This is a genomic window from Pseudomonas sp. Pseusp11, assembly GCF_047304405.1.
GTDB lineage: Bacteria > Pseudomonadota > Gammaproteobacteria > Pseudomonadales > Pseudomonadaceae > Aquipseudomonas.
Genome location: NZ_JBGLZF010000006.1, coordinates 149144 through 173975, shown reverse-complemented (window position 1 = coordinate 173975; position 24832 = coordinate 149144). Strand labels below are relative to the sequence as shown.

The 24832-nt window shown below is 61.2% G+C and carries 22 protein-coding genes; 9 read left to right on the top strand and 13 right to left on the bottom strand.

Translation table 11 applies throughout. The features are described from left to right. Positions 1 to 45: 45 nt before the first annotated feature. The 7 genes from ACCC96_RS07295 (at position 46) to ycaC (ending at position 8242) form a co-directional block, all read left to right on the top strand. Positions 46 to 969 (top strand): LysR family transcriptional regulator, encoded by a 924-nt coding sequence (locus ACCC96_RS07295; RefSeq protein ID WP_019648497.1) that lies wholly within the window; start codon positions 46 to 48, stop codon positions 967 to 969. Between the two features lie 157 nt (positions 970 to 1126). Continuing rightward, entirely contained in the window at positions 1127 to 3631 is a 2505-nt protein-coding gene (locus tag ACCC96_RS07290) for a hypothetical protein (protein ID WP_413695339.1), read from the top strand. Positions 3632 to 4013: 382 nt separating this feature from the next. Further along, positions 4014 to 4382, top strand: coding sequence for a DUF6124 family protein (locus ACCC96_RS07285; RefSeq protein WP_413695338.1), 369 nt, complete (start codon positions 4014 to 4016; stop codon positions 4380 to 4382). Positions 4383 to 4628: 246 nt separating this feature from the next. Then, positions 4629 to 5045, top strand: a complete 417-nt coding sequence (locus ACCC96_RS07280) for a DoxX family protein (RefSeq protein ID WP_064618759.1) — start codon at positions 4629 to 4631, stop codon at positions 5043 to 5045. Next, the gene (locus ACCC96_RS07275) at positions 5038 to 5664 is read left to right on the top strand and encodes an antibiotic biosynthesis monooxygenase (protein ID WP_018925556.1); all 627 of its coding nucleotides are present in this window, start codon (positions 5038 to 5040) and stop codon (positions 5662 to 5664) included. The genes ACCC96_RS07280 and ACCC96_RS07275 overlap by 8 nt, the downstream gene beginning before the upstream one ends. Before the next feature lie 45 nt (positions 5665 to 5709). Beyond that, positions 5710 to 7548, top strand: coding sequence for an amidohydrolase (locus ACCC96_RS07270; protein WP_413695337.1), 1839 nt, complete (start codon positions 5710 to 5712; stop codon positions 7546 to 7548). 67 nt (positions 7549 to 7615) lie between these two features. Beyond that, positions 7616 to 8242 carry an isochorismate family cysteine hydrolase YcaC gene (ycaC, locus tag ACCC96_RS07265; RefSeq protein ID WP_028941293.1) on the top strand — a complete coding sequence of 209 codons (627 nt, stop codon included), beginning with the start codon at positions 7616 to 7618 and terminating at the stop codon, positions 8240 to 8242. 64 nt (positions 8243 to 8306) lie between these two features. Here the strand turns inward: ycaC and ACCC96_RS07260 are convergent, their stop codons facing one another. After that, positions 8307 to 9734, bottom strand: coding sequence for a mechanosensitive ion channel domain-containing protein (locus ACCC96_RS07260; protein WP_413695336.1), 1428 nt, complete (start codon positions 9732 to 9734; stop codon positions 8307 to 8309). A gap of 63 nt (positions 9735 to 9797) precedes the next feature. Further along, positions 9798 to 10814 carry an alpha/beta hydrolase gene (locus ACCC96_RS07255; protein ID WP_413695335.1) on the bottom strand — a complete coding sequence of 339 codons (1017 nt, stop codon included), beginning with the start codon at positions 10812 to 10814 and terminating at the stop codon, positions 9798 to 9800. Between the two features lie 160 nt (positions 10815 to 10974). Between ACCC96_RS07255 and ACCC96_RS07250 the strand changes: the two genes are divergently transcribed. Both ACCC96_RS07250 and ACCC96_RS07245 read left to right on the top strand, forming a co-directional pair. Beyond that, positions 10975 to 11859: a LysR family transcriptional regulator gene (locus ACCC96_RS07250; RefSeq protein ID WP_413695334.1), complete on the top strand. Its 885-nt coding sequence runs from the start codon at positions 10975 to 10977 to the stop codon at positions 11857 to 11859. 114 nt (positions 11860 to 11973) lie between these two features. After that, the gene (locus tag ACCC96_RS07245; RefSeq protein ID WP_413695333.1) at positions 11974 to 12786 is read left to right on the top strand and encodes a class I SAM-dependent methyltransferase; all 813 of its coding nucleotides are present in this window, start codon (positions 11974 to 11976) and stop codon (positions 12784 to 12786) included. A 14-nt stretch (positions 12787 to 12800) separates the two neighbouring features. On the opposite strand, the gene ACCC96_RS07240 is transcribed toward ACCC96_RS07245, so the two are convergent. From ACCC96_RS07240 to ACCC96_RS07190, 11 genes are all read right to left on the bottom strand, one after another. Further along, the gene (locus ACCC96_RS07240; RefSeq protein WP_007937045.1) at positions 12801 to 13109 is read right to left on the bottom strand and encodes an addiction module antidote protein; all 309 of its coding nucleotides are present in this window, start codon (positions 13107 to 13109) and stop codon (positions 12801 to 12803) included. A 192-nt stretch (positions 13110 to 13301) separates the two neighbouring features. Then, positions 13302 to 13991, bottom strand: coding sequence for an N-acetyltransferase (locus ACCC96_RS07235; RefSeq protein WP_413695332.1), 690 nt, complete (start codon positions 13989 to 13991; stop codon positions 13302 to 13304). Between the two features lie 57 nt (positions 13992 to 14048). Further along, a complete protein-coding gene (locus ACCC96_RS07230) occupies positions 14049 to 14861 on the bottom strand; it encodes a ChbG/HpnK family deacetylase (protein WP_019648509.1) in 813 nt (270 codons plus the stop codon). Then, positions 14833 to 16056 carry a GNAT family N-acetyltransferase gene (locus ACCC96_RS07225; protein WP_413695331.1) on the bottom strand — a complete coding sequence of 408 codons (1224 nt, stop codon included), beginning with the start codon at positions 16054 to 16056 and terminating at the stop codon, positions 14833 to 14835. Before ACCC96_RS07225 ends, ACCC96_RS07230 begins: the two co-directional genes overlap by 29 nt. A gap of 31 nt (positions 16057 to 16087) precedes the next feature. After that, entirely contained in the window at positions 16088 to 18007 is a 1920-nt protein-coding gene (locus tag ACCC96_RS07220; protein WP_413695330.1) for a hypothetical protein, read from the bottom strand. Beyond that, on the bottom strand, positions 18004 to 19308 hold the full coding sequence (locus ACCC96_RS07215) for an oligosaccharide flippase family protein (protein ID WP_413695329.1): 1305 nt from the start codon (positions 19306 to 19308) through the stop codon (positions 18004 to 18006). The genes ACCC96_RS07220 and ACCC96_RS07215 overlap by 4 nt, the downstream gene beginning before the upstream one ends. Next, on the bottom strand, positions 19305 to 20306 hold the full coding sequence (locus ACCC96_RS07210) for a polysaccharide deacetylase family protein (RefSeq protein WP_413695328.1): 1002 nt from the start codon (positions 20304 to 20306) through the stop codon (positions 19305 to 19307). The genes ACCC96_RS07215 and ACCC96_RS07210 overlap by 4 nt, the downstream gene beginning before the upstream one ends. 12 nt (positions 20307 to 20318) lie before the next feature. Then, positions 20319 to 21455: a glycosyltransferase gene (locus ACCC96_RS07205; RefSeq protein WP_019648514.1), complete on the bottom strand. Its 1137-nt coding sequence runs from the start codon at positions 21453 to 21455 to the stop codon at positions 20319 to 20321. Next, on the bottom strand, positions 21448 to 22416 hold the full coding sequence (locus tag ACCC96_RS07200) for a glycosyltransferase (protein WP_413695327.1): 969 nt from the start codon (positions 22414 to 22416) through the stop codon (positions 21448 to 21450). Before ACCC96_RS07200 ends, ACCC96_RS07205 begins: the two co-directional genes overlap by 8 nt. Continuing rightward, positions 22413 to 23780 carry an O-antigen ligase family protein gene (locus tag ACCC96_RS07195; protein ID WP_019648516.1) on the bottom strand — a complete coding sequence of 456 codons (1368 nt, stop codon included), beginning with the start codon at positions 23778 to 23780 and terminating at the stop codon, positions 22413 to 22415. Before ACCC96_RS07195 ends, ACCC96_RS07200 begins: the two co-directional genes overlap by 4 nt. Then, positions 23777 to 24832 carry a glycosyltransferase family 4 protein gene (locus ACCC96_RS07190; protein ID WP_258674200.1) on the bottom strand — a complete coding sequence of 352 codons (1056 nt, stop codon included), beginning with the start codon at positions 24830 to 24832 and terminating at the stop codon, positions 23777 to 23779. Before ACCC96_RS07190 ends, ACCC96_RS07195 begins: the two co-directional genes overlap by 4 nt.

Below are 24832 nucleotides of genomic sequence, written 5' to 3'. Positions count from 1 at the left end.
TCCGACACACTTGCGCCTGGCTGAACACAAAAGGGAACCGTGCCCATGAACCGTAATGATCTGCGTCGCGTCGACATGAACCTGCTGGTGATTTTCGAAGCGCTGATGTTCGAAAAAAACCTGACCCGCGTCGCCGAAAAACTGTTCATGGGCCAACCGGCGGTGAGCGCGGCACTGGGCCGGTTGCGTGATTTGTTCGACGATCCGTTGTTGCTGCGCAACGGTCGCGGCATGGAGCCGACGGCGCGGGCGCTGGCGATTCTCAAGGAGCTGCAACCGGCGATGGACACCATCTCGGGGGCGGTCAGCCGCGCCAAAGAGTTCGAGCCGGCCAGCAGCTGCGATGTGTTTCGCATCGGGCTGTCGGACGATGCCGAGTTCGGGCTGTTTCCACCGTTGCTGCGCCAGTTGCAGGAAGAGGCGCCGGGGATCGTGGTTGTGGTACGCCGCGCCAACTATCTGTTGATGCCGGCGTTGCTGGCGTCAGGGGAAATCTCGGTGGGGGTGAGCTACACCACCGATCTGCCGGCCAATGCCAAGCGCAAGAAGCTGCGGGACATCCCCTGTAAAGTCCTGCGCGGCGATGACCGCCCGGGGCCGCTGACTCTCGACGAATACTGCGCCCGTCCGCATGCGATGGTGTCGTTCTCCGGCGACCTGAGCGGCAACATCGACCTCGACCTGGCCAAGGTCGGCCGCACCCGCCGCGTGGTGCTGGGCGTGCCGCAATTCAGTGGTTTGCGCGCGTTGCTCGCTGGCACTGAGATGATCGCCACCGTGCCGGATTACGCCGCGTGTGCGTTGGTGGAGGGGTGTGGGTTGCGCGCGGAAGATCCGCCGTTTCCCATCGACGCCGCGCAGCTGTCGATGGCCTGGAGCGGGGTGCATGACAACGATCCAGCGGAGCGCTGGTTGAGATCGCGGATCAGTCAGTTCATGTCGGCGCCGCTGGATATTGCGGCGGTGTAAACAGGCAGAACACGTGCTGCGAGCAAGCGCTTTTGCTCTTACCGTTCATCCGTTTTTTTCCTGACCTGTAATTTCTGATAGTAGCGCGATGTCGCCAACCAGTGTGTGATGAGTCAGTGCCCATGGGGCGACCTCAATCATCCACAAGGAGCGAATGATGAATAGCCCAGTTGCCGCAGCGCTCATCAACTCTCCGCCAGCCCCTGAACTCGAGCAAAACCCGGGTAACCCGCCACTTGACCCAGTGTTGGTCCGCAATAACCTGACGGTTGTCATCAACTACCCCATGCAGCCTGGGGAGAGCTTGCAGGTGATCTGGACGGCTGCGCCGGGAGCGCCGAGCGAGGCCTCATTCACGACCGTCTTCTTTCCGGTCGGCGGCACTGCGCCATGGAAAGTCCCGCTGCCCAACTGGATAGTGGCCTATAGCTTGAACAACGTGGTGACGGTGACTTATGTCGTCATGAACGGCACCACACCGATCACGACCTCCTTGCCGCTGACGGTCACCATTGTGCCGCTTGCGCAGAGCGCTCTGCCCATCCCGTTGATCACCCAAGCGCCCAACAATGGCATCGGCAGCGTGTTGGATGTGGCGTTCTTGACCCATTTCACCCTACGCATCAATGGCTGGCCGCTGATAACGGACGGGCAGTATTTCTGGATGAGCCTGAGTGGCATCAACGACGACGGCAGCGCTTTTTACATTGAATACTGGATAGCGCCCAACAGCGTAGTTACTCAGACATTTCTGCAGTCCGGTTTTCATGCCGAGACGTTTTCGGCGTTGCCGCTCAAGATGCTCAAGCATGGCAGCACGTTGACACTGGATTTCAGGGCCGCGCTGGATAAAAAACTGAACAAGAATGCAGCACTGAAGTTTGCGCCGCGTCACTACACCATCAATAACGATGCCCAAACGCGACTGTTGGCTCCCTCTATCGTGGAAGCCAAAGGTAACCCTCATCTGGACCCGCTGGCGGCCCGATACACCCTCACGGCTCGTCTCTCCTTTCCCGTGATAACGGGCGCCAGGGTCCGTGTGCGCTGGATAGGTGCGCCGGGCACTTCGCCAGAGGGTTCAGTCGTCACCGCTTATGTCGATGCCGGTGCTACCAGTACTAAAGACGTGTCGCTGCGCAATTCGGTGGTCGCCTTTAACCTGGGCCAAACGGTGACGGTGATCTTTGACCTGATGGTCGGCAACGCTCCCGCCGTGAGTTCGCTGCCGCTGATGTTGAACGTGCTGCCTCTTGCGCAGAACGCATTGCCCCAGCCGATCATCAGGGAAGCATTGGGCAATGGTCATGGCAACGAGCTGGACTTGACCTCCCTCAAAGAGTTCACCCTGTTCATAGAGGGTTGGCCGCTGATCGCCGTCGGTCAGTACTTCTGGGTAAGCCTGATTGGAACATTGGCCGATGGCGGCGTTTTCAATGTCGAGTACGTGATTGCCCCCCACCCCCCTGTCGACCAGTCGTTTGTCACCCACGACTTCTTTTCGCAAATCTTTTCAACCACCCCGCTAAACCTGCTCATGGATGGCAGCACACTGACAGTGCAACTCAGGGTGGCGCTGGATAAAAGCCTGAGCAAAAGTTCAGCAGTGAAGTTTCCAGCGAAACAGTACACCGTCAAAACGGGCGGACCGATACCGCAGGATCCGATGATCCTGGCGGTGAAAGACTCTGCCGGTAATGACATAACCAATGGCGGGACCACCAACGCCACCCAGGTGACGATCAGCGGCAGCGCAATGGCCGGCCAACCACTGGAGATACTGGACGGGCAGACCGTCATAGGCATGATCACGGCAGTTTCCGGTGTCTGGGAGCTTGCGGTATCTGCGTTGACGGGCGGCCTGCACGTATTCACCGCCCGGCCCTTGAATGGCGGCGGTGGGGGCTCCACGCCGTGGACGATCGACGTCGTGCTGCTAAACTTGGAGTTGACGATTGCAGAGGCGCCCGATAACGGCAATCTGGATCCTCTTGCGGCCTTGACGAGGCTGACGGCTGTCCTGGATTACAACATGCAGGCCAACGACAGGATCAGGGTCATCTGGACGGCTGCGCCAGGAACACCCGCGGCGGGCTCGCACACCACCAATACCGTTCAGGCCGGCACTACCATCCGACCCAGGATAATCCAGCTGCCCGTTACGCTGTTGGCTTTCAGCTTGGGCAAACGGGTGACGGTGAGCTTCGAATATGATCGCGGAACAGCACCACCGGTGGATTCACGGCCGCTTGTCCTGAACATTGGGACTATTCCGGCAGACCGGTTCGTCCCTCCGGTGATCACCCAGGCGAACGGTACGACGGTGCTGAGTCTGGCCGATGTGCAAGCCGGGGCAACGCTCCTGTTTGGCGGTTGGCCGCTTATTGCCTCCGGTCAGCCGATCTGGCTGGATTTGGAGGGCCAGAACGCCAGTGGGGGCAGCCACAATCTCACCATGTGGACGGGCCTCAACTTTGCAGTGCATCGAAGTTGGGTATTGAACGGCCGCTACAGCGTTACCGTTTTGTACAGCTATTTGCAGGATCTGGCGGAAGGCAGCACGTTGTCCATTCGCTTCAGGGTCAATATGGATCAGGTCCCGAATCCGGCGACGGCGGTGGTCTTCGCCGCACGTCAGTACACCATTCGGGCCATTCCTTGAAGAAGGGCTGGCGGGAGGTTTTGGCGTTCAGTGGGTTGTGTTTAACGGCGTTTATCGTTACTTGATGAAAGCTACAGATCCTTGCGCCGTTGCCTACGACTGCGCCAGAATCCGCCGGCTTGTGCGCTTTGGGCCTGGTCTTTATCGTTTCCGTATCGCTGCCAATCAGCGATCGGGTTTAGCGACTCGACTATTCAAAGTGCATCAGTGCTCCAGACTTTATTGCCGACTTTTGACGTCTGCATAACGTTATGGTGGCTGTATGCGGGAGACTCTCGGGTCTACCGGGTGCCTTTGACCGGTTCGCTAACCTGCATACAGTCGCCACTCTTACTTGTTTAGCGACAGGTTCTGGTGGTGCTATTTCCAAAGGAGATTCACCATGTTCAAAGCCACACCTAACCCGCCAGCAACCGACGATGTTTCCCCCTACGATCCCCTCGATCCCAAAAAACTCCACGAAGCCGCCGAGCGCGCCCTCGATCACTACCTCAAGCCGTCCGATCCCAAGCCCCCGCGCAAACCGAGCACGATTTACACCGTCGCCCCGGACATCAACATCGAAGAGCTGCTGGCCAATGCCTGCGAGTCCTTTGCCTCGGCCAAGGTGATCGCCAGTGACTGTGCCGGGTTTCTGGAGGGGCCGCAGCGCAATACGATACTGGGCGTCGCGCAGCTCATCATGTTCGGCGAGTTGGCGGTGAATCGGGCGCTGGACAGTCTGGAGCTGAAGGCCAACCCGGCCCTATGACCTGAGGTCAAACGCTGACCCCTGTGGCGAGGGAGCTTGCTCCCGCTCGGCTGCGCAGCAGTCGTAAACCCTGTACATGCGGTCTACCTGATGCAATTGGGTCGAATGGTTTTGGGGCCGCTTCGCAGCCCAGCGGGAGCAAGCTCCCTCGCCACAATTCCCGCGGTACAAAGAGAGCACGTACATTCAATTTTTCCCTACCCCTTGGCGGCACTATTCAATCCAATGATTGAACAGGGGTGAGCCATGAACGCTTCGCAACGGGATGAACAGGCGCGGGATGTCGGGCTGCTGTTTCTGCGGGTCAGCGGTGGTCTGTTTCTGCTGTGGGTTCACGGCTTGCCCAAGCTGCTGGACTTCAGTGCGCAGCTGCAACTGATCGAAGACCCGTTCCACCTCGGTGCCCACCTCACCCTCAGCCTGGCGATTTTCGCCGAAGTGCTGTGCCCGCTGCTGATTGTCGCTGGTGTTCTGGCGCGTCTGGCGTGCTTGCCTATTCTGTTTGTGCTGCTGGTGGCGCTGCTGGTCGTGCACCCGCAATGGAGCGTGGCCGAAGGGCAGTTCGGCTGGCTGTTGTTGATCATCTTCACCTCTGTGTTTATCGCCGGGCCTGGACGGCTGGCGCTCAATGTTCGTTTGCCCGGAGTGCTCCGTTATGTCTGAAGCCCAAACTCAAAAAGCGCCGGGGTCCGATGAGATCGTGACGCTGATCGTCAAGCACCGGGTCAAGGCCGGTTTCGAAGCAGCCTATGAAGCCTGGCTGCGCAACATCGTCAGCGTCGCGGGGCGCACGGAAGGGCATCTGGGCGTGGACGTGATCCGCGGCAAGAACGCGGGCCTGGACATGTTCACCTGCGTGCTGCGCTTTTGCTCCACCGAGGCCATGCAGCACTGGCTCGATTCGCCGCAACGTCAATCGTTGATCGATGAAGCCGCGCCGATGCTGGCCGACGGCGACCAGACCGAGGTCAACCCGGTCAACGAATTCTGGTTTGCGCCGCTGGCCGATGCCGCCTCGCCGCCACCGCGCTGGAAGCAGGCCGTGGTGTCGTTGCTGGTAATTCTGCCGCACACCTTGCTGGTGCCGCTGCTCTGGGGGCCGCTGCTCAAACTCAACGCTTTTCTCTCCAACTACTTGGTCGCCACGTTCCTGATCACCCTGACCATCGTGGTGTCGGTGGTGTACGTGTGCATGCCGGCTGCGACTCGCTTGTTTGCGCCTTGGCTGACGGCCAGTCAGCCGCGGGAGCACCTCGAATCCAACGCAAATTCGCCGCGCTGAGCCGGCGCTTTTTTGCTTCATTTCACTGATGACGAAGGAACTGCGATGAACGCCGATCTGATTCTGTTCAATGGTAAATTTCATACCGTAGACCGCGAAAAGCCCCTCGCCAGCGCCGTAGCGATCAAGGGCGGCCGCTTCGTCGCGGTCGGCACCGACGCCGAAGCCATGGCCCTGCGCGGCTCGGGCACTCAGGTGATCGACCTCAAGGGCCGCTGTGTCATCCCTGGCCTCAACGACTCGCACCTGCACCTGATCCGTGGCGGTTTGAACTACAACCTCGAACTGCGCTGGGAAGGCGTGCCGTCCCTGGCTGATGCGTTGCGCATGCTCAAGGAGCAAGCCGACCGCACACCGACGCCGCAATGGGTACGGGTAGTCGGTGGCTGGAACGAATTCCAGTTTGCCGAGAAGCGCATGCCGACCCTGGAAGAGCTCAACCAGGCGGCACCAGACACCCCGGTGTTCGTGCTGCATTTGTACGACCGCGCCTTGCTCAACCGCGCTGCATTGCGGGTTGCCGGTTACACCCGCGACACGCCGAACCCGCCGGGTGGCGAAATCGTGCGTGATACCAACGGCAATCCGACCGGCATGTTGGTCGCAAGGCCGAACGCGATGATCCTGTACTCGACCCTGGCCAAGGGGCCGAAGCTGCCGCTTGAGTATCAGGTCAACTCGACCCGCCAGTTCATGCGTGAGCTCAACCGCCTCGGCCTGACCAGCGCGATCGATGCCGGCGGTGGTTTCCAGAATTACCCGGACGATTACCAGGTGATCGAGCAGTTGGCGAAAGATGATCAACTGACCGTGCGTATCGCCTACAACCTGTTTACCCAGAAGCCGAAAGAAGAGCTGACCGATTTCCAGAACTGGACTGGCAGCGTCAAGTTGCACCAGGGCGACGACTACCTGCGGCACAACGGCGCCGGCGAGATGCTGGTGTTCTCGGCGGCGGATTTCGAGGACTTCCTCGAACCGCGTCCGGACCTGCCGCAGACCATGGAGCAGGAGCTGGAACCGGTGGTCCGCCATCTGGTGGAACAGCGCTGGCCGTTCCGTTTGCACGCTACTTACAACGAATCCATCAGCCACATGCTCGACGTGTTCGAGAAGGTCAACCGCGACATTCCGTTCAACGGCCTGCCATGGTTCTTCGACCACGCTGAAACCATCACCCCACAGAACATCGAGCGGGTAAGGGCGCTGGGCGGTGGCATTGCGATCCAGGACCGCATGGCGTTCCAGGGTGAATATTTTGTCGACCGCTACGGCAAGCAGGCCGCCGAATCTACGCCACCGATCAAGCGCATGCTGGCCGAGGGTGTACCGGTCGGCGCCGGCACCGATGCCACGCGAGTGTCCAGCTACAATCCATGGACCTCGCTGTACTGGATGGTCAGCGGCCGTACCGTCGGTGGTCTGGCGCTGTACGAGGAAGGTTTGCCGCGCACCACTGCACTGGAACTGTTCACTCATGGCAGCGCCTGGTTCTCGTCGGAACAAGGCAAGAAAGGCCAGATCAAGGTCGGGCAACTGGCGGACCTGGTAGCACTGAGCGCGGACTTCTTCAGCGTCGAGGAAGAAGCGATCAAGTGGATCGAGTCGGTATTGACCGTGGTCGGCGGCAAGGTGGTGTACGCCGCCGGCGACTTCGAAAAACTCGGGCCTGTCAGCCTGCCGGTGCTGCCGGATTGGTCGCCGGTGGCGAAGGTTCCGGGACACTGGCGGCCGAACGCGCCAATGCAGGCGCAGGTGCACCAGTGCAGCGGCCCGTGCGCCGTGCATACCCACAGCCATGAGAAGGCCCGTATGTCGAGCGTGCCGGTGAGTGACTTCGCCGGTTTCTGGGGCGCCTTCGGCTGTTCCTGCTTCGCGTTCTGAGTCTTGCAACAAAAGCGTCGACCATGTGTGGTCGACGCTTCACTCACCACCCTCCGAGGAGTTTCACATGAGCAACGTTCCTTACAAACGTCTGAACAAAGATGACGCCGTTGTGCTGCTGGTCGATCACCAGACCGGCCTGATCTCTCTGGTGCAGGATTTCTCGCCCAACGAATTCAAGAACAACGTGCTGGCCCTGGGCGACATCGCCAAGTTCTTCAACCTGCCGACCATCCTCACCACCAGTTTCGACGCAGGCCCGAACGGCCCGATCGTGCCTGAACTGCGCGAGCAATTCCCGGACGCGCCGTTCATTCAGCGTCCAGGCCAGATCAACGCCTGGGACAACGAAGACTTCGTCAAAGCCATCAAGGCCACCGGCCGCAAGCAACTGATCATCGCGGGTGTGGTGACTGACGTGTGCGTGGCGTTCCCGACCCTGTCGGCCATTGCCGAAGGTTTTGAAGTGTTCGTGGTAACCGACTCTTCCGGCACCTTCAACACCACCGTGCAACAAGCGGCGTGGGCGCGGATGTCGGCGGCGGGTGCACACCTGCTGAACTGGTTCGCCGTGGCCTGCGAGCTGCAAGGCGACTGGCGCAACGACATGGAAGGCCTGGCCAACCTGTTGTCCCAGCGTCTGCCGAACTATCGCAACCTGATCAACAGCTACACCAAGTTCACCGCCAAGTAAGGCGTTGAAGAAAAATGCCCGCGATGTGCGGGCATTTTTTTGTGCTGCTCGAATGTCCGCTGCATCAGCGCTTCTGCAACCATCCCAGAGACCCACCTTTCCTGATCGGCACCGGTTTGGCCATCAACGCCTGCCGACTGTTCTGCTGCCGCACCGCCTGCAACTTGTTCAACGCCCGGCCCACTTCGCTGCGCTGTTCCATGCACTGGCGGGTCAGGTTCTTGTCCAGACGGTAGATGATCGAAGATGTCAGCGCGGTGAACGTTGCCTGCGACGGCGTATCGGCCAGGATGCTCTGTTCGCCCATGACTTCGCTCGGCCCCATGCGACCGGCCTCGGTGAAACCATTGCCGTCCGGCACGCTGGCGCTGACGACGCCAGTGGCGATCACGAACAGGCTGTCCGGCACTTCAGCCAGATCCAGCACCACCTCGCCGGCGGCGTATTGTTGCGCGACCATCGATTCGGCGAGGCGGTCGCGTTCCTCATGGCTCAGCGAGCGGAAAATCTTCACTTCATCGAGCAGTGCGCGGGCGCGGGTCGAGGGTTCGATCACGCCGTCGGGGTGCCGCGATATGCCGGCCGCTTCCAGGTGGCGATGGGCGAGGTCGAACAGTTGATTGCGCACGTCGCTTTTCTTGCCCAGCTCGGCGATGAAACCGCTGGCCACGTATTCGGACATCTCTTCGCCGGCCTCTTTCAACACCGCTTTGGGTGCCGGGTTCAGCAACAGGTTGCTGCTGCCTTGCAGCGTGCGGTCGAGGGCGTCGAGCACCCGGCGTGGGCGGATGTGGTTCGCCACCTTGATGCTGATCGACACCCCGTGCAGGTTGTTCGGGCGGCTGAGGTTGACGATCTTGGCCTTGGCCGCCACCGAGTTCGGCACCACGGCCATCGTGCCGGCGCTGCTCAACAGGTGCGTGGCGCGCCAGTTAATGTCCAGCACTTTGCCTTCGACGCCATCGATCACCACAAAGTCGTCCACCTGATAGGGTTTGGTGGTGTTGAGCACAATGCCGGAGAACACGTCGGCCAACGTACTCTGCAACGCCAGACCGACCACGATGGCGAACACGCCGGAAGTCGCCAGCAGACCCTTGACCGGCAGATCCAGCACATAACCGGCGGCCGCGACGATGGAGGCCAGAAACACCAGCGCACCGATCACGTCCTGCAGCAAACGGCCGCTGTGACCTATGCGTCGCATCAGCACCAGGCCGAACACCTCGGTGAGCACTCGTGCGGCGTACAGCCACCAGATAATCCCCAGCGCCGTAGCACCGAGTTGCGCCACCTGGTCATCGGCAATCAACGGTGTCTGCAACGGGCTGACGCCAGCGTTGATAATCAGCGCGCTGAACGCCAGAAACAGCACCAGCCGCACACCGACCTTTGGCGCGCGATGCTTGAACGGGACGAGGTGCCAGAGCAGGGCGTCGAGCACCAGCAGCAGGGCGCTCCAAGGCAACAGGTGGGCAGAGAAAAGGCTCATGGATTGCACTCCAGCGGGCACAAAAAAACTCGCCACACCCTGAGGTGTGGCGAGAGGTTGGGCTTAGTTCAGATGCGTCTTGAGCTCAGCCGCGGCCTGACGTACCGCCGCTTTGACTTCCGGAATCCGGTTCAGCGGATTGAGCAGGCCAAAGTCATGAATCATCCCGTTGTAGCGCACCGAGGTCACCGGCACACCGGCCGCATCGAGGTGGCGGGCGTAGCCTTCGCCTTCGTCACGCAGCACGTCGAATTCGGCGGTCTGCACCAGTGCGGCAGGCAGGCCCTTGAGTTGTTCGGCGCTGGCGTTGAGCGGCGAGGCATGAATCTGCGCACGCTCGGCCGGGTTGGTGGTGTAGTTGTCCCAGAACCACTGCATCATCCCTTTGGTGAGGAAGTGCCCCTCGGCGAATTGCTGGTACGAACCGTCGTCGAACTGCGCGTTGGTCACCGGCCACATCAACAGCTGGAAGCGCAGGGCAGGGGTTTTCTGTTCCTTGGCCATCAGCGCCACGACCGCCGCCATGTTGCCGCCGACGCTGTTGCCGGCCACCGCCAGTCGCTTGCCATCGACACCGATCTCTTTGCCATGCTCGGCTACCCATTTGGTCGCGGTGTAGGCTTGGTTGATGGCGGTCGGATAGTGCGCTTCCGGCGACGGCGTGTAGTCGACGTATACCGCGACTGCGCCGGAGCCCACTACCAGGTCACGGATCAGGCGCTGGTGAGTCGGGAAGTCGCCCAATACCCAGCCGCCACCGTGGAAGAACATGAACACCGGCAACTCGCCCTTGACCTTGGCCGGACGCACCACTTTCAGGTTGATGGTCTGGCCGTCGACCTTGATCGCCTTGTCGCTGACTTCAACACCCGACAGATCTACCTTCACCGAAGCCTGGGCACCGGTCAGCACCGCGCGGGCGTCTTTCGGGCTCAGTTGTTCCAGCGGTTTGCCACCGCCGGCGGCGAGGGCATCGAGGAAGGCCTGGGTGTTGTGTTCGACACCGGGGTTGCCGGCAGCGAATGCGTTGCCGATGGACAGGGCGAGAACGGAAGTGGCGAGGGTTTTCTTGATGTTCATGTGCAAATCCTTTTTAAACCGTTTGAGTTTTTATGCCTTGGGATCGGGCTGCTGTGGCGCTGGGGTTCAGGCCTCAGCAACACCGTGAACACAGATTAATGAGATGCCGGAAAGTGAAAAAGCGGCTATAAAGCGATTAACTGTCAACCAGAGAGTGACAATGAACCCGTTCGAAGACATGCGTATTTTTTGCCAGGTCATGGACTCCGGCAGCTTCACCGCGGCGGCCGATCAGTTGGGCCTGTCCAAGCAGTTCGTCAGCCGCCGGCTGATGCAACTCGAAGAGCGCCTCGGCGTGCGCCTGCTCAACCGCTCCACCCGGCGGCTGGACGTCACCCCGCTGGGGCAGAGCTATTACGAATCGGCCCTGCGCCTGCTCAGTGAAGTCGAGCAAGTGGAGCAGGGCATCGCCGGCCAGACCATCGAGCCTCGCGGGACCATTCGCCTGAGTGCACCGCTGTCGTTTGCCGTGGCGCATTTGGGCTGTTTGCTGCCAGTATTTTTGCAGCGTTATCGCGACGTCACCGTCGAGGTCGACCTGAGTGATCGGCCGGTGGACTTGCTCGGTGAGGGATACGATTTGGCCTTGCGCATCGGCGTGCTGGAAGACTCGACACTGATCGCCCGGCGCATCGCCTCCATCGAGCGTTTGTACTGCGCCAGCCCGGCGTATCTGGCCGAGCGTGGCACGCCGCTCAAACCCGAGGATCTGCACACCCACGATTGCCTGCCTTACGGCCATGGTCGCCAGGTGCAATGGCGGTTCGAGGGGCGGGGCAAGCCGATGACCGTCAACGTCACCGGGCGGATGCGGGTCAACAACGGTGAACTGCTCAAGGACGCGGCCATCGCCGGCATGGGCATCACGTACTTGCCGACCTTCATCGTCGATTCGGCCCTGGAAGACGGCCGGCTGGTGCCGGTACTGGATGATTTCCGCCCCGAGCCACTGACCTTGTCGGCGGTCTACCCGCAGCACCGTCAGGCCTCGCGGCCGGTGCAGGCGCTGATCGAGTTCTTGCGTGAGCGGCTGAATAAACAATAAGAGGGCTCATGTCATCGTTGATTACAAGATTGCAACAAACCCCAGATGTGGTTTTTCCTGACGCTGATCTAGACTCGTGCCGGTCAATCGAAGACCCGTGTTCTGGAGCGTGCAATGGAAGTGCCGACAAACGAAAAAGCCATCGCCAGCAATCGCGATGCATGGAATGACTCCGCCCAACACCACAAAGACACCCCCGAATGGCGGGCCCGTTTGAGTGCGGTGAGCCATGGCGATTTTTCCTGCCTGGATGACACCCTCACCGGGTTGCTCCAACAGGTCGGTGTCGACGGCAAGGATGTGGTGCAACTGGGCTGCAACAATGGCCGGGAAAGTCTTTCGCTGTTTGCGCTGGGGGCCCGCAGCGTGGTGGGCGTCGACCAGTCCGGGGCCTTTCTCGATCAGGCCCGGGAGCTGGCATCCCGTTCGCCTCATCAGCCCGAATTCATCGAGGCTGATATCCATCACCTGCCGACAGAGCTGCACCTACGCTTCGACGTGGCGCTGATCACCATCGGCGTATTGAACTGGATGCCGGACATCGGCGAGTTTTTGCGCCATGTCGCGCAAACCCTCAAGCCCGGCGGCAGCCTGGTGATTTACGAAACCCACCCGTTCCTGGAAATGTTCGACCCCGAGTCAGCCGATCCCTATCGCCCGGACAGCTCGTATTTTCGCAGTGAGCCTTTCGTCCAGGACCAACCGATCGTCTACGAAGGCAAAGTCGAACAGCAGGCCTCGGCGTCCTACTGGTTCGTCCACACCCTGGGCGCCATCTTCACCGGTGCCGTCGAAGCGGGGTTGCAGATCTGCCATTTCAAGGAGTACCCGCATTCCAATCGCGAAGAACTCTACGACAAGTATCAGCAGCAAAAGGCGCAGTTGCCGTTGTGTTACACGTTGGTGGCGGTGAAGCGAGCGACGTAGTGCCAGGGGTATTTTCAGAGCGTTGAGTGATTTGCCGCGTGCCCTGGTTGCGCGCAGAGATCAATGCCCAAGGCATGAATGACCTTTAGAACCGTATCAAAACGTGGTTTCGCCCCGGGTGCGAAGGCCTTGTACAGGCTTTCGCGCCCCATTCCGGAATCTTTGGCAATTTGTGTCATGCCGCGGGCCTTTACCACGTAGCCGATAGCACGAAGAAACTCTTCGTTGTCGCCGTCCGCCAATACCTGAGAGAGGTATTCGCTGATGGCTTCGTCACTGTCGAGCAGTGCCGCCATGTCGAAGTTTGTTAGTTTTTGATTCATGCTTCTGGCTCCTCATTCCTGTGCGAATGTATCTGTTAGCGCAGGCATGAGGAGTCAGTTGGTTCTTTTGTAATGGGTGTATTTTTCCCTGAACTGTGTAGGCAACTGACGCCATCGCGGGCAAGCCACGCTCCCACATGGGGCTGAGTCGGCCGCGAAAAAGTGGCTGATTGAGATCGATGTGGAAGCCAATCACGCCTGCGCCGCCGTCACCGGCTGCTGTTCCGGTTTGCGCAGTGCCGTCAGCCGTGAGCCGGTGTAGTAGGTTTCGCGGAAGAAGCGCCAGCGGCCGAACAGGTCGTAGACGTGGGTGATGCGCCCTTGCTCCTGGTAGTCCATGCGGATGTGCATTTTCATCGCCTGGATGTTGCGGGTATCGCAGACGTCGACGATCTTGTTGCAGCCTTTGGCCCGCATCGCGTCCCAGAGCTTGAACTGGGCGTCCATCGACAGGCTGGTGCCAAAGTAGAGCGGGATCATTTCACCGCCGAACTCGAAAAACTCACCGGGGTTGATCCGGAACCAGCAGCCGTAATAGTGCCGGTCGAAGTAGTCCCTGGCGCTGCCCCAGATGAATCCTATGGCATCACCTTCCTCGTTCACGTACATGTGTCCGGTGTGACCCTCGGCGGCGATTTCGGCCATGGCCTTGACGCGGTTACCGTAATACTTGGTGAACGCGGTGGCGTTTTCCGGGGTGATGTTCACCAGGCGCAAGCCCGAATAGGGCCGTAGATTTTGCGGCGCCACCGGGGTCACCAGATCACGTCCCAGCCACAGCAACTCCCGATGGAAGTACACATAGCGCTTCCAGAGCGACTGGAGCGTGTGGAGCAGGCCTTTTTGTTTGATGCGTTCGCGAATCTTGTCGATGGCGCTCATGAAGTCCTCCGAGGCCGAAGCCAGGGTGTGGTGGGTAACGTTTTCGATGGCGAAAAATCAGGATTTCAACGGGTGCAGTTCGGTCGGGTAGTGCGGCTCCTCTTTGGACGCCCTCGGCACAACGGCATAGGACACCCTTGGAACACCCGCAAGACGCTGTTCCAGCACAAGGCTCAGCGACTCGCCCGGGTCCAGATAGGCATCGCCAAAGTCGGCGCCGATATGGATCGGATGGACGACGATTTCCAGCAGGCCGTCGATTGGCATTGCCACGGTGCGCAGGTCGACCGGGGTGCAGACGTTCTGGGCGGTCGCTCCGGACAGGCTGTTCAAGCGATGGTTGAGCAACGTCTTGAACACTCGCTTGGGCACACTCAAATTACTGCCCAGATCGCGTGCCAGTCGCACGGGCACCCCTTGGCGGGCGGCAAACCGTGCGACGATTTCTCCGATGGGCCAGATGTTGTGCACGTGCTGATGGGAATCGAGGTGGCTGGGGTGCAGGCCGTTGTCCAGGCAGCGTTGCCATTGGGCTTCGAGTTCCTCCAGCACCGCGTCGCGATCCAGGCGGTTGAGCCAGAGGCTGTGGCGGGGCAGGCTGAGGTCGAACTCACCCTGGCTGTCGCAAAACGTCGAACGTGTGAGAATCGACAGGCTCAACGGCCGGCCATACGTGAGGTTGAAGTGCAGCCCGATCCGCCCCTTGAGCAATGGCTGCCGGGCCAGGACGCAGGCCGCTTCGAAGGCCGGCATGTTGGCCATGGCGGTCGCGGAACTGATGACCCCGGCGTGGAAGGCACCCAGTATCACCGCGTTTTCGCTCGGGCTGAGGCCGAAATCGTCAGCGTTGACTATGACTTGGCGAGGCATGGCTGCCCTCTTGGTCTTTTTCGGTGGGTGCGGCGTCTTTCGCGACAATAGGAGTCTGTATAGGTGTAAGCGTAGGAGTAACCAGCGCCGCTGCACGCCTGGCTTGCCATTTTTTTAACCAGGGTTTGATGCGGTGCCAGAGTCGCAGGGCCAGCCCGAGGGCAAGGCCGCTGGGACGCCAGGAATAGAAACTCCAGCGCCAGTGCTCCAGTTGTCCGGTCATGCGCTCCAGGAGTTGATGACTGGAGTTTTCCAGGCTGATCCGCGAGGCATCGACCCAGTGCCAGTTGTCGTCCAGCCCCCAGTGGATCCACTCTTCGAGCAGCACGCGACCACTGCCCAGGCCGGCGTACTGCGGCAAGAACGCCAGGTTGTAGTCGTACAACCGACCCCGTTCCAGCAAGCCGATGCGATAGCTGATGCAGCGCCCGTCCAGTTCCAGCACCACCACCCGCACCAGTCCCAGTTCGGCGAGGGCGGTGAACGCTTGCTCGATCCATTGCCGGTAGCGGTCATTGGTGAAAATTCCCACGCCTTGAAGGCCTTTCCAGCTCAGTGCTTCGACTTTGCCGAGGGTCCGCAACAGTGGCCTGATGGTGGCGGCGTCGGGGGTTATCCGCCGGACCTCGGCACCGCAGGCCGCAATGCGTTTACGCGCACGGCGCAGTTTGTAGCGCGGGTCGCCGGATACCTCCTGGTGGTCGGCGTCGCTGATCAGGTGCACCGGCACCCGACAACTGAGGCGGCGTTCGCCGGTCGAGCTGTGGGCCATCCAGGTGGTCAGCGCACTTTCCTCGCCGATGGGTTCGGACAATTCATTGAGTTGCAGCATCGCATGGGGCACGCGACGGCGGATGATCACCAGCGCCTTGCGCATGCTTTCGGCATCGAGGCAACTGAGCAGGGCCAGGCGATCGGTGAGGGGATAACCGAGGTGATGCAGGACTCGAAACGGTAGCCCGCCAAAGCGCTCCACGGACACCACCAACGGCAGACACAAGGCCAATTCATCGCCGTGCCAGCCGAGCAGAACGTGCAAGCGCTCCCCGGCAACCAGTGCCTGTTCCGATGCGCGCAGCCAGGCGAGGGTGTTGAACGGCGTGTGGTCCGTCATGCGCCAGCGCAACCCCTCATAAGCGGCTGTTGGAAAGTCCGGAGCGCACAACGACGTGCGCCATTCGAATCGAGCCATCATAGATTCAGACCGCCGCATAACTCATGGACGTTCATGAGGCGCTCCAGCTCAGGGCGAACAGGGTTTGCCCTGGTAGGTCGAAGCTGACGCGACCGTCCTGACAGTTGAATTTGCCTTCGCGACTGCGGCTGTCGGCACCGAAATACACCAGCGCTCCCTTGGTCAGCGGGCATGTTGCCCCGGCCAGATCGACACGCTGCAAGCGCGCGCCCTTATTGACGCCCAACAGGCTGCGTTGGTGTTCGGTGGCCATCGCCAGCACGTCGACTTCGAAGGCGTCGTTGTCCAGGCGCATGACGTTTTTCAGCCAGTGCTGCCGGATGAATTGTTGAGCCAATCCCACCGGTTTGAGCTCGAAACGATCGCCGCCCAGTACCCGCACCATACCTTTGGGGTAGTTCGGTTCATCGGCGGCCTGGAACCAGTTGAGCATGTCCAGCAAGCCGTCCTGCGCCGAGTTGATGACAACCGAGGCCCACCACAGCGAAGCGAAATGGGTTTCCTGATCGTAGGGGCTCAGACTGGAGCCGCTGGACAGGTTGGTCTGGTCCAGCAGCAAGGCCTTGCGTGGCCGGCCCTTGGCATCAAGGCCCACCAGTTCGGCGGCGCGACGCACGCTGTCGCGGTAGGCCCGGGTCGCCAGCAGGTCGCGAACCATCCATTCATGCCAGGCGAGGGCGTCGATCTGCTCGCCGGACTCGGCCAACAGGCGCCGTGCCCAGTCGATACCGCGCTTGTCGGCAGCATCGTCGGTGAACGGGCCATTGACGAAGCGCGAACTGGCGGGCATGGCAATGCGAATGCCGGCCTTGGCGTTGGCAGGATCGCTGCGCACTTGCCGGGCCATGCTGTTGAAGATCGCCTGGTAGTTGGCGTAGCTCGAGTAGTTGAGATTCGGCTCGTCGGCGAACGCGATGTAGTGAGTGCCGCCACCACCGAGGGCACGGGTGGCGGTGAGCCAGGCGTCAAGGCCGGCGTTGCTCGTGGTGTCGGCGCGCAGATCGGCCTGACGCTGGCTGCCGGCCAACAGCGTGATGTCCTGTGTGATGCCGAAGCGGTTCTGATAGAGCTGGCGGAACGCATCTTCGTGGTGCGGATTTTGCGCCGTGACGTCGACGAAACTGTAATAGGAGCCCGCCTGAGGCTTGAGGGCGTCGAGCGCCGCGAAACTGGATTGAGGCGGCAGCACGTAAGGCAAGTAAATGCCCAGGTTCGGGGTCGGGCCGAGCGTCTCTTTATGCAGGGTCAGCCGGGTCTGGCCAGTGTCCTCGCGCAGCGGCTTGAGTTGCTGCGGGTTCTGGGCGAACAGGTTTGCCGTGCCATCGAGCCAGAACGCGACCTTGCCGCTGCCTTGCAGGCGCAGGCGCCAGACTTGTTCGTCCTGGGTGACGGGCAGTTCAAGCTGATCGAATTGCCAATAGGCGCGATAGGGTTTCAGCGCCAGTGTCACTTGTTTGTTATCGCCCACACGCTGGGCCAGCAGAGCGCTGACGCCACCGTGAAATTTGCCGGCCAGCACCGCGTGTTCCCCTGGTGCGACTTTGAAATACAGCTCATCGCCGCCACGGGTTTCGGCGCTGAAATGCACCTTGGCCGGGGCGAACAATGCCACGGTGCGTTCGTCGTGTTCGACGGTGTAGCGGCGGAAGCTGTAGCCCGGAATTTCCAGTCGATAACTGGCGGCACCCGGCGCCAGCGGCCAGCTCTGCTTGCCGCGTGTTTCACTGGCAGCGATCAGGCGATCGCCCTTCAGGTTGCCGTTGCCGTCGAGCAGGTACAGGTGTTCTTCGTTGGCATCGGCCTGCCACGCCGGGACCCACTGGATGGTCAACGTGTCGGGGCGGTCCGCTTGCAGGTACAGGCTGCCGTCGCGAATGTCGGTCCAGCGCATGGGCGCCGCCTGAGCGCTCAAACCGAGACCCAGGCTCAACAGCAGCACCAGGCGTTTCATGCCGATTTCCGTTGCAGCATCTGCAGCATCGGTGCCACATCGCTGGGCAGGATGATCAGGGTTTGCCAGGCCGGTACGCCGCTCAACCGGCAGTACATCACCAGCAGCGCGACGGTCACCGCCAGGTAGGCGATGGACGATGCCGCCGCGGCACCGACGATGCCATACATCGGGATCAGCAACAGGTTCAGGGCCAGGTTCAGCAGCGCGCCGAGGCCCACCAGCAGCGAAACCGTGCCGGGGCGATTTTTGCCCAGCAAGTCCAGGCGCAGGATGCTCGCATAGCAAAGGCCGAGCAGCCCCGGCAGCAGCGCCAGCAAGGCCGGGTAGGCCGGTTGATAGGCGATGCCGAACAGGGTGACGATCAGCCATTGCCCGATCACGGCCATGGTCAGGCAGGCACCGAGCATCACCGTGGCGGTCAGGCGCAAGGCCAACGGCGTCAGGCGATCCATGCCTTCGTCCTGTTGCAGCAGGCGTTTCATCAGAGGTGTGGTCACCGCTTCCGGGACGATCAGCAGCAACTCGGCGGCAGCGCTGGCCATGGCGTAATGACCCAATGCCGTACTGCCGAGCAAGGCACCGATGAACAGGTAGTCGGAGCGCAGAATGACTTGCTGGAACAACAAATCGGGATGGCTACGGGCGCTGTAGCGCAACAGTTCTTTCTGGCTGGCGCGGTCCCATTGCAACGTCAAGGGTTGCGCACGGTTGAGCCAGACCCAGCCGGCCAGCACCACCAGGCTGATGCCGGCCAGCCAGCTGATCAGCGCCGCTTCCAGCGCGGCGTCTTTCCACATCCAGAACAAGGCGATAAATAGCAGCAGTGGTGCCAGCGACTCCACCAGCCGCAAGGCATTGAACGCCACCACACCGCCCGACGCGTTGTGCAAGGTCAGCAGGCCGCTCTTGAGCACGGTCAACGGCACCGCCAGCAGCAACAGCCAGGCGAGCAACCCCAGTTGTATGGTGATGTCGAGTTCGCTGCCGAACTCGCGGGTCAGCGCCACCACCAGCAACGTCAGCAAACCCGCCAGCAGGCAACCGAATACCAGCACCTGGCTCAGCAGCAAACCCATCGGCCGTTGCTTGGCCGCCTGATAACCCACCGCCGAATTCAGCCCGCCGCTGGTGGCGGCGCTGATCAAATCGGGCAGGGTGCTGAGCAATGCGAACAGGCCGCGCTCGCTGGGTCCCAGTATCCGCGCCAGCAACACGTTACGCAGCAGGCGCAGGCCGATCATCGCCAGTTTGGTGCCCATGCTCAGGGCCAGGTGTTTGAGGTAGTGGCTGCGACTCATGGCCGGGCTCCGCGGTAGATGCGCCACGACAGCAACTCCGGGTTGCGTGCCGTGCGCTGGCTGATGCCGATCCGTGGTAAGGCCAATGGATCGTCGACGCCACGGTAAATCCCGCTGGCGGTGCCCAGGGCAAACGCAAAGTCGTGGTCGGCCACATGCTCGCGCACCCGCGCATCGTGGTCGCCATTGGGGTAGCAATAGACCGGCAGCGGCCGGTTGCAGCCGTTCAACAGTGCATTGCGGCTGCGGCTCAGTTCTTCATCCAGGTGTTGATCGTCAAGCTCGGTGAGGATCGTGTGGCTGGCGCCGTGAGGGCCGAAGCGGATCAACCCGCTGGCTTCCAGCGCGCGCACTTGATGCCAGTCCAGGGCCTGGGGCAACGACTCTTCAGGACATTGATTGGTGAGTCGGTTGAGTTCGCCCGGCGGAAGGCTTTTCAGGCTTTGCAGAAAATGCAAAAGCGCCAGGCTACGGCGCTGCACATCCAGATCATCGAGCAGCACCGGTAACGGTCGCCCGATCTGTCGCAGGCATTCAATCAAGTGCGTCCGGGCTTTTTCACCGTGGCTGTGCCACAGGGTTTCCCCCAGGCTTTCCCACCAGAAGCGTTGCCGGCTGCCGATGAAATCGGTGGAGAGAAAAATACTCGCCGGCATCTGATACCTTTTCAGCAACGGAAAGGCATTCAGCGCGTTGTCGCGCCAGCCATCGTCGAAGGTCAGCGTGATTTTGGGGCGCTCCGACATGGCGGTGCCGGGTTGCAGAATTTCCATCAGCGGCACGCAATCGAAGTGTTTTTTCAACCAGAGCAGCAGATGGGCAAAGGCCTTCGGCCCCACGCACAGCTCATTGCGATGGGGCAGGTCGGCGGCGCGGTCATTGGGCAGCACCCGGTGCAGCATCAGGATCACCCCGGCACCGTGCAGTTGGTGACGGCCTACCGGCGAGTTGAGATAGAGCCAGCCACTGGTGCGTTTTAATAATTGTCTGATCGCCATGACGCGGTCCTGTCAACGATTTTGCTCGGGGTTCCACTGCGCGTACCGCTGTCCACGCAGGAACTGCCACAGACCGATACTCATCCCGGCAAGGGTCACCAGGAAGAAGCCGGCGAGGCGAAAGGGTTTGGGCAAACGGTGTTGCACATCCAGCAGGCCGGCGATGGCCACCGCATAACCGAGCAGTTGCGCGATCAGGCTCAGGCGATAGAAGCCATGCACGTTCCACAACCAGAAGTTGCTCAGCAACAACGGCAGCAACAGGATCGGTGCCAGGCGTCGAATCAGTTTGTGGCTGATCAGCGCAATCGCATACAAGCCATGGCGCCAGGGATTCAACAGCTCCCGACGCTGGGCCAGGCTCTGCAAACCGCCGACGGTGACGCGCAGACGACGACGCCATTGTTTGTCGATCTCATCGACGCCCTGGTCGATCACCCGGGCTGTGGGCACATAGACAATGCGTTTGAGCGCCACCGGCGCGCAGGTACTGATGAAGAAATCATCGTTGACCTCCGCCGGCACGTTCTGGAACAACTCGCGGCGCAGGGCGAGCAGGGCGCCGTCGGCGGAGACCATGCAGCCGGTGCGATTTTCCACCATACGCAGCCAGCCTTCGTAGTGCCGATAAAGGCTGTCGCCCAGGCTCAGGCCCTGGCCCGCCACCGGGATCAACATGTGCCCGGCGCAAGCCCCGACCTGTGGATCGGCCAGAGGCGCGAGCAATTGGCCGAGGGTGTCGGTCGACCATTGGTTGTCGGCATCGGTGAACACCAGAATCTCGCCCGTGCTCAGGGCAACGGCGGCATTCAAGGTGGCTGCCTTGCCCTGACGGGGCAGGTCGAGCACGCTGATGCGCGGGTCGATGACCTTGCGGGCGCAGGCCACGGTGTCGTCGGTGGAGCCGTCGCTGGCCAGAATGATCTGTAGCGAGCGCGCCTGATAATCCTGGGCGAGCAGGATGCGCAACTTTTCTTCGATGTACTGGGCCTCGTTGTGCGCGGCGATGACGATGCTCACGTTCATCGGCTGTGCCGGCCCATGACGCCGCGCGGGAAATAACGGCGCGAGCAGCGTCAGCAGCAGCGGGTAGCCGAACCAGGCGTACACCGGCAATAACAGGCACCACCAGAAAATGAATTCAGCCACGGGCGGGTCTCCTGGCATTCCAGCGACAAAGGCTCAGGATGAGCGCGGCACCCGCCAGGTGCAGACGCACCCAATGCAGGCCCCAGAGTTGCAGCATCAGGCGCAGGTCGCGGTGTATCAGGCTCTGGCGCAGACTTTGGGCGAGCGCTGGCAGGCTGGTGACGAACAGCATGAATAGCGCCAGTAGGGTGGAACCGTTGAACAGGGCGGATAGCGCCATGAAATCCAACACCCAGGCGATGATCGATAGCATCGGGAAACGCAGTAAACGCAGATTCAAGCCGTGGCTGCGCAGTAATTGCAGGTGACTGCCCTGACGCCAGAACTCCTTGCCCAGCCATTCGCGCCAACTGCTCTCGTAACCCCAATGCAGGGCAACGCTCTGGTTGACGGACAGCAGGCGTGCGCCAGAGTGGGAAAGGCGCATGGTGAAATCTTTGTCTTCGCCGGTGCGCAGGTTTTCGTTGAAGCCGCCGACCTTGTCGAACCATGGACGACGCATCAACAGGTTGGAACTGGGCAGCCATCGCACTGCTTTCACCGCTTCATCGTTCGGGCGCAACGTGCGGCGTTGCCAGGCGTTGGCATACCACGGGGCTTCGGCCGGGGTGTGCAGGTCCAGTCCCAGGACGTCGACCTGAACCGCGTGTTGGATGCTCAACAACAGCGTGAGCCAGTCCTCGGGCATCTCGATATCGGCGTCGATGAAGCCCAGCCATTCGCCTGTCGCCATCGCCGCCCCGCGATTGCGCAGGGCGCCGATCAGCAGCCCGGGCAGCACCAGCACCTGCGCCCCGAGCTGGCGAGCGATGTGCGGGCCCTGATCGTTGGAGCCGTTATCGACCACAATCAGCTCGCATTCCATCCCGGCAGCCTGCGCGGCTTTTTTCGCGGCAAGCAAGGTGCGGCCGATGTGTCTGGCCTCGTTGTACATCGGGATGGCAATGCTGATGCGGTTCATGCCCTGGCCTCCGTCGGCGGACGTTCCTCAGCCTTGAGGCGCAACACCCAGGTCAGGGCGAGCATGATCCACAGGTACTTGTGATTCGGTGCGCTGAGGAACATCAAAAACAGTGTCAACGACAGATAACTGATCCCCAGGTGGGTGATCAGGTCGGCCTGTTCCCAATCCCGTCGCAGCATCCAGGCCTGACGGGCGCGGACCAGGTTGTACATCCCAAGGCCGAGCATGCCGACGAACAACAGCCCGGCGGGAATCCCCAGTTCACTGAAGATTTCCATGTAGGTGTTGTGAGCGCGACGGTACAAGTCGCCGGGTTTGCGGTTGGCGGAAAACACCTTGGCGTAACCGGAGGTGGCGTAGTGCAGCGGGAAGGTGCCGGGGCCGGAGCCGAGTAACGGGTGTTCACGAATGATCTGGCTGCCGACCACAAGGTATGACGTGCGGCGACCGAGGGATTCGTCCTGGCTTTTGGCGCCTTCTTTCAAGACGCTCAAGGACTGGATGCGCTTGAGGTAACCGGCCGGCATCGAATAAATCCCCACCGGGATCACGAGCGCAAGGCTGAGCATGGCAAAACCCAAGTGGCGCGGCCGGATGCGTGGCAACTGCGCGCGGTAGTGCCAGGCGCCGATCATCAAGCTCAGGAACAGGACCACCAGCCCGGATCGGGAATCGGTTTTGGTCATGCCGCCCAACAGTAAAATGCAGCAGCCGCCCCAGAACAATCGGTGCAACAGGTTCGGGCCACGGATCACCAACAGCAGGGCCAGCGGCACGGCGAAGGCGATCAGCAGGGCAAACGAGTTCGCGTCTTCCAGCAGCCCGGCGGCACGGCCCTGGTCCTGATACTTGGTGGAGAACATGGCCAGCACAGAGGTCGCGGCGACGCTGAGAGTCACCAGCCGGGCGAACAGATCGAGGTTCAAGTCACGGCCAATCAGCAAGGTGATCACAAACAGCACCAGGCCGACGCTCAAATCCCGTAGATGACTTTGGGACATGTCCATGCTGTCGGTATTGATCATACTCAACCCGTACAACACCATGAATCCGATCAGGTAGCGCCAGATGTTGCTGCGCAGGCGCTCGGATGGAATCTGGTGAATGGCCAGTTGCAACATCAGGACCAGTGCCAGTGACGCACCGATGAATTTGGTGCCCGACAGCGCGTTGCCCTTGAAGAAACCTTCGAACGGCACCAGCGCCGCGATGCCCAATAACCCCCAGGCGGGTTTTCGGTAGAGCACACCGACAGCAACCATGCCCAGTACCGCGCCGGGCGCCAGATAGGGGTAAGGGCTGGCCAGCAAACCGAGGCAGACCAGGGCGAGCAGACTGACGATCGAGAGCGGAAAGATCACGCGCGTGCCTCCCGTGCAGTACGGATATAAAGCTGCGACCAGCGTTCGGCCAAGGCCTTCAGGTCGTAACGGTCCTGTTGCGTACGTCTTGCGTTGTCGATCAGTTCGCCAGCCAGTGCCGGCTCACTCAGCAGCGTGTCGAGCTGCCGGGCGAGGGCGACGCTGTCGGTGGGGGGCGCCAGCAGACCGTTGTGCCGATCCTCCAGCACATCGGGAATTCCGCCGACGCTGAATGCCACCACTGGCACTCCGGCCTGCATTGCTTCGAGCAAAATCATCGGCGTGCCCTCGGTGCGCGAGCTGATCACCAGCGCGTCGAGTTGCGGCCACCAGCGGTTCATGTCGGTCTGGTAACCCGGCAGGGTGATGCGGTTGTGCAAGCCGGCGGCGGCAATTCGCGCCAGCAGGGTTTCCCGTTCCGGGCCATCGCCGAGCATCACCGCGTCCAGTTGCGGATGTCGCTGACACAGCGTAATCAGCGCATCGAGAAACAGGTCCGGGCCTTTTTCATGGGTTAGCCGACCGACGTAGCCCGCCAGCCAGCGCGGGTGTCTGGCGTTGTGGGGCAGCAAGCCGTTGGCGGTTGGCAGACCATTGGGAATCACTTGCAGCTTCTCCTTCCGAACACTGGCCTTGCGGTGCAGCGCCGCGATGCTTTCGGCCACGCACACCACCCGATTCACCGACGCGGTGCGGCACAGTTGCAGGCTCAGCCAGCCGTAGAAGCGTTGCTTGCGACTGCGCGGGGTGAACCCGTGCTGGGTAATCACCAACGGCAAGTCAAACAATGTCGCGCCGACCCAGCCAAACACCAGGCCTTTGAAATTGTGCGTATTGATCAGCGGATGTTCAGCCCGCCGATAACGTAAATGACCCAGCAATTGCCCAATTCCCGCGAAAGCGCGGCAGTCGATCCCGGCCTCGCGGAACCGGTCGATCAGCGCCGGCGGCGCATCCAGAAACAGCACCTGGTGGTGCCCCGGCGTCGCCAGGCAATGGTCCAGCAACATCCGCTCAGCGCCATAAAAGCCGCCGCTGCTGATCAAATGCAT